We start from the raw sequence: 13,000 nt of genomic DNA on the forward strand, positions 1-13,000 counted from the left end.
TAACAAAACCCTCCTATTCAAGCCTTCCATTTATTTTCCGATTTCAGTCTTATAATTTCTACTCCATTCATGTTAGCATTAGGACCCTCAAACTTGCTAACGGCTCCCTAACTATTGTGGCTAATTCTATCACCTCCACTTTAAACTCTATTGTAAGCTTTCCACTATTTGGCATATTATATCTTCCATATTATCATTTACTTACTCAAATTATTTCCAAGCTTTGTTACTCCTACATCAGAAAGACAAGTTAATACTTTATCCTTTGGTAGGACATTTGTACAAAAGCACTTCTTGCACTTTTCTAAAACATTATCTAACCCAACATTACCACTAAATTCAACTCCTCTTTCAAGACTTGCTGTTATTTCTGGATATGCATCTTTAAGTTCAACACGTATTCTAGCTTGTTCTTTTGAGCCCAGATTTCTTATTTTACCTTCTACAAATGAATCAAATTTCCTAAGAGCAAACTCAACTGCAATTTTGTTGTTTGGTACAACTTCTACTCCTTTACTTATTAAATTTTGATAGCGTTTACTTGAAGTATCATCTAATGTGTCAACGACACAACTCGCAAGGGCAATATTTTCATTGTTTAGGAAATTATTCCAACCAACAGATGCTGTACTTTGTGGTATGTTTTTATTATCACTTCTTGCATTAATATCATCATTCTTATCTGCAATGTTGTACTGAGCAGGTAATCCAGGAATTATAGAAAAAGTGCTAGCTGTTAATTTTTTTACCCAAGAAATACAACTACTCATCCATAAAGATGGTCTTATGCCACTGCTTGCTGTTACCTCAGGTTGATTACTTAAATACATAGCATGACGTCGTCTGCGTTGTAAAGGTCTTTCTTCCTTGAGTTCTCCTTTCAAATATTCCACAATATCATTATTTCCTTTGTTTCTAGCAATATCTAATGGTGTTTTACGATACCAATCTTGAGCATTGATATTAGCTCCTAAGCTTACAAGATACTCTACTACATCGAGATGATCACCTTTGGAAGCCCAGTGTAATGGTGTTGAGTAGTTCCCATAAGAGTGCAACCCAGAAGTGTAACCATCCTGCCAATTAACATCCACTCCCTTCTCGACAACAAAAAACTTTACGATATTTTTATTACCATAGTAAGCAGCTATGTGTATAGGGGCCTGACCACCTGTAGTCTTATATTTATTAGCGTAGAAACCAGCACCCTTCTCTACAAGGAACTGAGTAGCCTCTAAACTTCCAGCTCTAGCAGCATAGTGTAGAGGTCTCCAATAATCATCACCACAATCATTAACATTTTTTCCTTTGTTAACAAGAGAACTTAGAGTCTCCACATCATTATTTTCAGCTGCAAAATGCATAGCTTTTTTACCATTTGTATAATCCCTACCTCTCTCTTCGAAGTATTGAACGATATCTGTATGTCCTGCACCTCTAGCAATATCTAATGCTGTTTTGCCATCGTTAGCTTTCGCATAAATATCAGCTCCCTTACTCACAAGGTACCCTACTACATCTAAATTACCAATCAAAGAAGCATTCATCAGAGGAGTATTACCATCTTTATCTTTAGCTTCTAAATCAGCACCTAGTTCGATAAGAACTTTAATCCTACCAAGACTTACATCTCGCACTGCAGAGGATAATCCTCTACCCAATTGTACTGACCTTAAAAGTTTTACCATATCCGTATAACCTCTTTCAACAGCTAAATCTAAAGACGTTTGGCCATATCTATCTTTGGTTTCAATACTAGCACCTTTATTAAGAAGAAATTTGACTGTATTTGGTTTATCCCCTTGTATAGCGAGACGTAACGGCGTCCAACCATTATTGGTTGTATCATTAATATCGCTAGCACTATTGTCTAAAAGAAACTCAACTATTTCAATTTTACTACTATATTGGGCAGCTATATGTAAAGGTGTATTACCATACACATCTTTAGCTTTAATATTAGCACTGCTATTATTTAAGAGAAACTTAACTACACTAAATCTATCACAATAAGCAGCAAAGTGCAAAGGTGTCCAACCGCTCTTGTCTCTAGTATTAACATCAGCATTCTGATCAATCAGACCTTTAACTTTACCAAGATCTCCATCTTCCGCTGCAGCCAACAATCTTTTGTCTAATTGTGCTTGTTTTAAAAATTCCATTATACCTATGTAATTTCCTCCGATGGCCAAGTCTAAAGGTGTTTTATCATCATTATCTTTAGCATTGACATCTGCACCTTTACCTATAAGAAACTTTACTATATCAAGATGATTATTTCCAGAAGCACAGTGTAGTGGCGTCCAACCATTTTTATCAGTATCATCAATATTTGCTCCCTTGCTGAGTAAAAACTTTAGAACGTTTTCATGATTTTTCTCAGCAGCACAATGTATAGGTTTCTTGCCATAAATATTTTCAGCATTAATATTAGCACCTCTATCAATAAGAAGTTCAACTATGTCCAATCTAACTGCTTCAACAGCACAGTGTAAAGGTGTTCTATTACTGTAGTCTTGAGATTCAATGTCAGCACCTCTATCAAGAAGAAACTTAACTATGTACAAATTACCTTCTTGAACAACAAGATGTAAAGCTGTTCCCAAATATGTCATTTTGCTATTAATGTTAGCCCCTTTCTCAATAAGATACTTAACCATATCTAAAAAACCGATTGAAGCAGCCCAATGAAGAGAAGTTGCCCCATCATCATCTTTTGCCTCAATATCAGCATTTTTATCCAGAAGAAATTTCATCACATCTAAATGACATTTTTGAGCGGAGATGACTAAAGGAGGACGACCAAATTTGTTTTTTGCTTTCATGCTAGCCCCTTGATTGATAGACTCTCTAACTTTAGATAGATCCCCTTCTCTTACTGCGGTTAACAATTCTTTATTCAACCTTGCTTGTTTTAAGGCTTCTGCTATATTTGTCCTACCTCTTTGAACAGCTAAATCTAAAGGTGTTTGACCTTCCATGTCTTGAGCTTCGATGTTAGCACCTCTATTGAGAAGAAGTTTAACCACATCTAATCTATCTGCTTCAACAGCACGGTGCAAAGGTGTTCTATTACTATAGTCTTGGGATTCAATGTCAGCACCTCTATTAAGAAGAAACTCTATTATATCTAAGTTACCTTCTTGAACGGCAAAATGTAAAGGTGTTTCTTGATACGTTGTTTCATTATCAATGTTGGCGCCCCTATCAATAAGAAGTTCAACTATACTCCATTTTCCTTCTTGAGCAGCATAAAGTATAGGAGTTCTGCCCAACTTATCTTGAATCTCAATTTCAGCCTTTCTATTAAGAAGAAGTTCAACTTCAGCACGATTTCCCCTTTGGATAGCATAAAATATAGGAGTCTTACCAAACTCATCTTGAACATTGATGTTAACATTATCGGAAATCTGTTTAACTTTTGAAGGATCGGAACTTTTGTATGAAATGATCATACTATCAGCATTGTATATTTTCTCTATTTCATCGTGTAATAACATTTCTCTATCAGTAAATCTTATAGATAATGTTTCCATTACAGTTTCCTTATAAAAATCTTTAAGATAAATGTATGATTCTGTATCAAAGCCATAGGTAAGTATCAAATCATATCCTGCATGGAAAAATTTATACTGCCCTGCCTTTTGTGATAAAATAAGCTTACTCATTTTTTCCACGTCTTGTGATCTGACTATAACATTTTTTTGATCAGAGATAAGAAGTGAAGGCTTTAAATTTAAATTATCATCTATCCTCATAGGTGCATTATTAAAAATGATTTCTAACTTCTTGTACCAATTATTGACCAGTGCATTTTTCAGTCTAACTGCTATTATATCTTGCTGTAAAACAACGGTTGATATAGATAGCTTTATCACTAAGTCACTTTTATCCTTGATAATTACTGGCATTAATTTTACGTTTAAATCCCTATCGATCTGTTTCACTAACTGACATAAGTCTAACCTACTCTTTAAGCTCTTTTTTCTATTAACATCATCATGAATGATTACCTCTTGAAGCGGAAGATTATCAACATCAAGCTCTTCATAACCTGAAGTAATTATGTTAGTAGTATTGTTTTTACATTCTATTTGACTGTTACTTTTTTTAACAATAACACTTTCTTTTCCACTTTCCAAAACATGCCTTTTCTTTCTATGGCTGTGTTCCGTTAAGTCTGAATTATCTGATATGTTTGAAAATTTCTCTAGGTTAACAGTGATTGCAGGAGGTAAATCACTAGGACTTCCAATATTTTTTACCATAGAAGATATCTTTTCTATTACCTGTTGGCCGCTCTTTTGAGCCAATACTGATTCAGAGCATTGATCAAGTACATTTTGACCATAACCATTTAATAAAAGATTGTTTTGTAATTTCCTTGACAGGGCTAAAATCTCAGTGCTATTCAACTTGTCTTTAAATTCAATAAGTTGCTCCAAATCACATAAATTTTCAGTGAAGTTAATTTGATCTCGTAGTGAAGAAAAACCTAAACATTGATATGCTGGCTTTTTGTTTTCTTTTTTAAAACCAGTCACTGATATTAAACATTTTAAGTCATTTTCTACTTTAGGAGTATACTCACTTCTGTTCTGGTAACTTTCTGAAGCTTTATCAATTAAATCTTGTATTTTTCTCACCTCAGATAAGCTAAACCTACCTAACTTGCGGATTGTTATTGGCTCCAAACCTAAATCAAATTCCAATGTAGAAATTCTATGAGATTTAGAACTATCCCAATTTCTTATATTGATTGTATGATTGGACCCCTTATCACGAAACACTAAATCTGTACCACTAACAAAAACTTCAACTTGATTAGGAGTAATATTCTTCAGTACCATTACTCCTATACGTTCCTCGTCTTGCCCTACAAAAGTCGAGATATTTCTTTCTAATTTTTGATTATGCTCAACACTAGTAGAGTTGCTAAAATCTATAACGTATTCTTTTACAATCTTTTCATAATCGTCCTTAAGCTTATCTTGATAATTTACTATTTCATCAATTTCTTGCGGTAGATCAAGATATGAAAAGTTACCATTATTCCACAGAAAAAAATTAATATTATTCCGTCTACTTTGATCATTGTAAAAACCCTCTATGTTCACAGTAAAAGGAATTTCTTTTTTTCTTATCAATAAGAGATCATCTTTGTCTTTATATTGCTCAATATCTTCATTACGAGAATCAATTACTATATAATCACCTTGAAAGTCTTTTGGTACTCGAAACATATTATGAGTTTGTGTAGCGTGGAAAAAAGGAACTAATTTACCCTCTCTCATGGAGGAACCAACACATGAAATTGATTGTACATAAGGAATAAAAGTCTCTCCTCTGCTATTCATAACCATAAGGTGCCTGTAGCTATCATCCTGGAAATAATTTTTCACTTGGATATCAGTACCATTATAATTCAAGTGCAGATCACACTTTCTCACCTCAAACTCTTCTGGTATTTCTTGCATAAGTATTGTATCTAACTTTTTATCGCCTGAATTATTGTCAATTATAACTTCCCTTTTTCCTACACCACTATCAATAATATATACATCACTTCCACTTTCACCTTTAGCCAACATAGTTCCTTGATCAAAGTTTATTACATCATCCCCCGAAGAACCAAATACCATATGTGGATTCGTATAATCTTTGTTCTGTATTTCACCTCTAATAAGACTTAGAACCTTGTAGCCTTTTTTATTGTTTAGAACCTTCTTATAATGATCTTCAGCACTATTCAAATTATCGAGGGAGCATTCTTGAGAGCAAACTGTGTGTAGTTCAAATAAATCAATCGTTACAATAGGTGAGTCTGACTTTTCAAATTTAGGAACAATATTGCTACCATTTTTATCTATTAGTACAAAGTGAGGTTTATTACTGCTTTGCTCAACGTAATTTTTTATATCTAGAGTAAATTGATTATTTTGACCAAAATTTATTTTCAAAGATAAAGTATTACTGTCTTTACAGTAAGTTATTTGATCACAATCACTTAACAAATCAAACTCAGGAAAAACTACAGTTCCTGTCCCATCTACATCAATTTCTGAATATAAATCACAACCTTTATAGTCTGCATTTTCTACGTAAAAAGTATAATCGCTTTTTCTACCCTTGACTGTAGTATAAGGCGAAACAATTACCTTCCTACAATTTTCAACTATATCCTCCTTCTCACTATTAAAACCACCGCCACTATCTATTATAACCTCACGATTATCAGTTTCTGTAAAGTGGTCAAAATGACCAGTGCACAAAACCTCATCCTCTTTGTTCCTTCTCCCAATATACTGATAATTAAAAACGCCATTACTACCAATTTGATCATTAATCAACCATTTGTTATTCACTTTAACCTTCAGTAGCCCAGAGTCATTAGGCTTGAAACGATAGTCAATCAACGTTTTCACTACATCTTTTTTCACTTGACTTAAATCAAGTACATTAGTGGAATTATTACCACCAATAACTTTACCTAAAAACCTAGAATCACTTAGAAGAACAAACCTATTTACTACATTATTACCACCAGTTATTTTTTCTGCACCTGAATAAATAAGAAAATTATTATTCCATTTATTACTGCCAACAATATCACCATCATTTACATTCTGTAGATCATAGACAATTGTTTTGTCCTTTTGTTTCATGTTTATTCTACTATTGTGTCCAATAACCATTGCATTTTCACAATAGTATACAGCCGATGGAACTGAGTTTTTAATACCTTTTTCGTAATCCTCATTAGTGATCTGCGGTAAACAAATACTGCTAGCACCTGCAATACGATCAGGTATAACACGTGAAAGGCTTTCGGTGTTGGTATTTTCTATATTCATAAGAATCTTTGCATAACCTGCGTGAAAAGTGGGTACTCCATCCATTTCTTGTTTTTTACGTTCTTCCTCCACACACCCAACAATCTGCGAAAGTATGTTTTTACTTCTAGTCGCCGGACAAGGTTTAATCCCATAGGAATATTCCTCGATTATTATTTTCCCTAAACCTAAACCATAAGCAACTACATTACTGGAACTATTACTTAGAACTTCCCAAGCTTTTTTAGCTAGATTATTAACCACATCTTTTCTAGCTTTAAGATGTTTAACATCAGATGCCATAGATTGAAAAAGAACTGTACGCCAAAAAATACTCCAATTCTCTCCAGAAGTTGTATCATATTTTTTTTCATACTCTATGATATTGCTAATACCACTATAAACTCCTTGACCTACCATGATCCCAAATCCAACTGCAATACCAGCCACCGGCATACTAGTTGCTGCAAGAGCAATACCAGAAACAAATGATACACCAGCAAATGATATAGATGCTATATTATCCCTTATCTCCTTCTCTTCACATGGATTATTGCCATTCTCTCTATTTTTACAATCAATAAGACTATTAACTGATCTGCCTATATCAATAATATCCAATACACCAGCTACAGTCCCTGCTACACCTTTTGCTACTGTACTTCCATATTTCACCCCTGCTATTCTAATAGCAAACTTTGTCTGCTTACCTAACATTCCTGGTATAACCTTTCCTACAACCCTCTCAGCTAATGTTACAACCTTTGGAGTAACTTTGACCATTATATTCTCAATTGGTTGAGACGCAAAAGACCACCCTATTCCACCTAAACTTAACCCACAATCTATTGCTGTTCCATCCTTGCAAGATACAATAGCACCATGAATTCCTCTTATTAACTGTATTGTACCTGCAGCATTCATCAGCCTGCCTTTTAACTTCGAATTTTTTTCAAAACCACTATCTTGCTGTAAAATGTCACCGTAAAAATCCTTAATACGTTCATTCTGAATATATCGTTCATATCCTTGATCTTTGATTACCTTATCAACTAAATATTTATAGTCACCTTCAATATTTTTGGTTCCAATAAACTCTATTAGCTGAGCATTTTTACCTTCATCTTGACTGTTTTTAACATAAGTTAGAAACTTCTCGCTATCAATTACAATCTTATCTGCATTATTTTCATCTACTTTTTCTCTACTAAATTTTTCTACATCACTCTTTGAAAACAAACAAGGATTAATACTTATTTTACTTCTACCACCCGGTTTTACACAACTGTTTAGGTTGAATTTGGTTTGTTGTGTTTCAGCAAGTACAGCCTCTAGGTTAGCTATACGTTGTGAATCCATACTTAATATGTTTGAAATATGTTCTCTTAAACTCACAAAATAATCTTCACTTCTTTCTCGAACTTGTAAATGGCTACGTATTTCATCAAGAACATTATTTCTACTTCCTTGCAATACAGTATTAATATCTCTAGCATTTTCTAATGCCCATAAGCCACAATTGTGACCATCTGTTTGTTGGGCAACAGAAACATCATTAACGGTAATTTGAGCACGTTGTAAAACTTGACGAATATTATCTGGGATATTATTACCCAACGAGTCCACATAATATCCATTATACTGACCGTTTTGATACGAGATGACTAACGTAACCCAGTGATTATTATCTAAATTAACAATTAAAGTTAATGGCCTTCTTTCATCTCCTGCTATTACGCTATTTTGAAACTGCTGCAATTGACTGGCTATATGCTCTGGTGATCCAACGACCTCAAACAGCGTATCAGTTCCATAACCATATTCTACCCTTGCAATATCAGCTATATCGTGTTGTTGAAGCCAGTAATGATAGTTCTTCTCTATTGTTGCAGATTCTAAAGTCTCTTTTATAGTTGTACTCTTTAGTCTCTGTATTAGTTGTTTTATATCCTTTAAATGTACGTCAACAGAGCTATGGCGCACTTTAGCAGAAATAAGTTTATCACTCGTCAATATTAGAGAATTTTTGTCTTGAGCTTTTACATTAACAACTACACCCATGAAAAACATTTTGTCACTATCTGTAATCGTTTTCAGTGCCGCACCTTTAGCATATCTAATATTTTGTTCTTTTGTTAATTTATCAACTTCCTGTTTTTGCTGATCTTGATTTAAGTTCTTATTTATAAGCTTAAATTCCAGCGCCATAGGAGTAAATTCCTTAGTACCCTGAGGCGAAGGACCAATAGCTTGAATTACCACATCTACACGACCACCTGCTCCTACTTGAAATTCAGATATAATTACAGTCTTCGCAGAAGTCTCCTGTAGCTTTAAATCACTGTAACTACTAAATAAACCATTAAGAACAGCTTGTAATCTTGCTTCATTAGTAATTAAATCTTTAATAGGGTAAATCTTATCTGCTACTTCAGTAAGCAACGCTTTATATGCTTGCAATGAACCCTCACCGTCAGAAGAAGTAGCATGTTGAGAAGTAATTGCTTGATCAAATTTTACCTTTAATTCATCAGAATTAGGTATCTTAAAAAAACTACCTGTAAATTGCTGATCGGTACCACTTGGATTATATTTACTTATCTGTTCTATTTCAAAAAGTTCTTCAAAAGATAACCCTGTTTCATGTTTTTTGAGACTCATTTTAATTTCTATAACATTTTTTACTCTTCCTATTTCGGGTATGTTCAGCACTGGAATTTTTTTATCAGCATAGAATTTCTTTGTATTGGACTCTCGTATATGAAAAATGAATGCTGTTTTTTCTTGCCCTTCATTACCTTGAATAAATATTAATGTCATAACCGGGCTTTTGGATAAAGTGTACTCCGTTCCCTGAGGCCAGTTCAGCGGGTACTCACCATATGAGTATATATATTTTTTAATGTTACTTTGATCTTGACCAATCTTATTGATTAAAATTGATTGACCTAATATGTCTCGACTGAAATAGTAATGATCTTTTGTTTCTTTATTTGCTGGAAAAGTATGGTACTCACTTGATAATAAATCTTTTACCTCTCGCTTAAAAACTTCTTCATAAGCTGATTTATTATCCCACTTGCCAACTAGTTCGATAAATTCTTCCATCAAAGGAGCCGGTGGTTGTTTAATAGGTTTTACTTCAGTTTTAAATGGTTCCGCATTATCTAAATTTAACCCAACAGCAATAACATTACCTGCATTGGTTAAAACCCTCATCTTATTTGGCCTAAAGCCTTTAACATAACCTTCAGCTTGCTTCAATGCATCACTTGGATCAACTTGTCCTTCAGTTCCAGCCTTGAGTTCAATAAGAATTGGAACTGAATCAATAGCACGATTAGGCCCACGAACAAGTAAAACAATATCAGCATAACCTCTACCAGCAAATTGCTCCAGGTAGATCTTGGCATTATGACGATATCGAAAGTTATCAAATACTCCTGCTAAAAAGCCATGTTGATCAGCTTCACGAGCTTTAGCGCCGTAAACGTTATCTGGTAAACTTAAACCAGCATAAACTTTTGTAATATAATTTAGAATGGATTTGAGATTGTTCTGAACTTGATCTGTGTCTGGACTGGCAAGCTTTTCTATATAATTATCTAAATAAACATCTTTACCTAGCTTTTTTTTCACTTCCTCAAATGGAAACCTTGTTAGAGGAGAGATAGGTATATCTTTGATCTTCTTTTTACTTTCTACCTTAATACTTATTTTTTCATTTTCTCTATCACTCTTTAAGGTATGTCCCTTTTCTGAAGTCATTCTAGACAACTCCTTTCTCACATCATCACTAAGATCTTTACCTTGCTTACCTAGAAACTGCTTGATTTTATCGAAAACCTCGCCTTTTAATTGATCATGACTAATCTTGATTGTTCTAACATCACCATATATATCCCTAGCTTTATACTCCAACACACCATCGCTTTTTAGGTATAAGTATAACTTCTTTGATTCAACATCTTTGTCTGATTTAGGTCTTCCTTTTACTAACTCATATTTGTCTTTTAGAATTTTTATCACATCAATTTGAAGCTTATCAGCATCCAATGCATTATAATCTCTACCTATTACGTCCTTGAACTCGCCCTTGGTGAATTCAAAGGCCATAGGTTTAGAGTTTTGAGCTTCTATATCTTCAGTGAAAATAAAAACACGTATTTTGGATTCTGTTTCTGCTACAACCTTTAAAGTTCTTGCCCCATCAAAACGAAAGTGCAATTTTTTTATGCCTAGCTTGTCATTAAGTTTAGTATCTAATACACTGGAAAAAGAACCTAAAAATCTATGAGGAAAAAAACCAGGCTTTTCACTAGAGTGCAAATAAGATTGTATTTGATTAACTAACGACTGAAATCTTGCTTCAAACGATTTATCCAGTAAATCCACTACATCAGAAGTTGAAGAATCTACCTTATCAAAAAGTAACTCCATTAGCTCGAAATCTTGTGGTCTTTCCTGTTGCTTATTGGTATTAACCATAACTGCCTCCTGATTTTAACCTTTTACAATTTTTACCCTCACTAAACTCTTTGTATGCTTCCATTTAAGTCTAAGTAAATGAATTTCCCAAAACAGAAACACTATACTTTGCTTCTAACATCAGTAACTTCCTGTTTTACAGATTCTACACCTAACGCTGAACTTGGTAACTGATCACCACCTCCACCAACTAATTGCTTGTTTCTCACTCTAACAAACACCTCATATTCTGACTTATCTTCTTCCATAATAGAGCACATTTGCTCTTGGCTAAGAGAATTAACAATTTTAGATAATATTCTAATAGCTTTATTCCCCTTAATAAGAGAAGTAACCAAATCTCTTGTTGATGAGAGCTGTTCGCTTAACTTATGTAAATAGTGTTGTCTATGAGTATCAAAACCAGAACTATTCCACATAGAGGTAAGCATATCACTGCCAGACTTGATAAAACTATCATCTGGCACAGAAGAAACCGAGTTTAACGTCGCAAACATTAACGTACAATACTGATCAGGAGATAAACGTTCTGCTTTCAGAGAGTCAAATAGCTTTTTAGCACTTCCAAAAGAATAGTTCCTATTCAATGTACTTAAAGTATAGTAATAGCCATTTTGTTTGAGGTCCCTTTTCAACAACTCAGGATACTTACCTTCATGAAGGTAGCGTAGACAGAAGTCAACCATTCCAACATCATCTGTAGAAAAATGTCCTTTATTATATGCTACTTCCATTAATAAATCTTCTTTTCTTTCTGAAGATACAGAATCAATTGACTGTAACTTATCCCAGAAAAATTCCAAAGCTTCAACATGCTTTTCTAGCATTGCACATCTAAAAGCATAAACATACGGATGCTCATTATTTAATTCTAACTGATGTTCTTGGTTATTCATAGCATGTGACCAGTAAATCATTAAAGCCCCTTTATCACATCCCTTAACCAAACTCTCTACTGATTTACTACCTAATGTTAATTTAAATTCTTCAAAAATAGCTCTTATATCGTCCTCAAAACAACACCAACATGCAATCTTGTAGCGATCAGAAGAATCAAGAAGAGATTTCTGTCCATCTTCAGTTTTTAAGGTTAATAATTTTTTCCCTAGTGCATACCTATCAAGCTCAACATGACCTAAGGTGTCATCGATTTTCCAACAAATTTCGCTTTCTAGAATTTCCTTTAAAAAAGGTGGTAGTATTATGCTATTCCATCTATTAAATAGTCCCTGATATGCAATACAATATCTCTTAATCTCTAACCCTTTAAACCCTTTATGAGAATCATCTTCTTTAATAGATGTTAGTAATATCTTTTGTACATTTTCGTAATCCATACTTACCCCCTAACAAGATTTAATACATTTTAGGTATATTGCTCTACCTTTAAAACTTTGTCAATTACTATTTTAGAAAATTTTTTAGTTTGAAGTCGTTTTTGACAAAAGCTTCCTCAATAGGCTCGTTTGATTACTTTCAAATTCTTTGCTTTTTATAAACTTATCTTAATTTTTACCCTTAAGTAAAATGCTATTAATTTAGCAATGTATTATATTGAAAACTTAGGTAATTTGGCCACTTTCAGCGCTTAAAATCAGAAGCCGTGAGAAGTATTTTTCTTGGGATGGCATGGACTACCGCTAGATCTGTGTGAACTTTTCTTTATAATAATTCTACTA

Annotated in this window: 2 protein-coding genes; both read right to left on the bottom strand. The window is 33.6% G+C overall.

Features of this window, described 5'->3' with window-relative positions:
- Positions 1-197: 197 nt before the first annotated feature.
- Positions 198-11,321, bottom strand: coding sequence for an ankyrin repeat domain-containing protein (locus ACWHVF_RS04555; RefSeq protein ID WP_447933209.1), 11,124 nt, complete (start codon positions 11,319-11,321; stop codon positions 198-200).
- A gap of 101 nt (positions 11,322-11,422) precedes the next feature.
- Positions 11,423-12,658, bottom strand: a complete 1,236-nt coding sequence (locus ACWHVF_RS04560; RefSeq protein ID WP_064085535.1) for a hypothetical protein — start codon at positions 12,656-12,658, stop codon at positions 11,423-11,425.
- Positions 12,659-13,000 lie beyond the last annotated feature (342 nt).

The sequence above is a fragment of the Wolbachia endosymbiont of Dactylopius coccus genome (assembly GCF_977011065.1).

Bases quoted from the DNA above. Each gene is read 5' to 3' on its own strand.
- ACWHVF_RS04555 (WP_447933209.1), bottom strand. From the start codon at position 11,321: ATGGTTAATACCAATAAGCAACAGGAAAGACCACAAGATTTCGAGCTA.
- ACWHVF_RS04560 (WP_064085535.1), bottom strand. From the start codon at position 12,658: ATGGATTACGAAAATGTACAAAAGATATTACTAACATCTATTAAAGAA.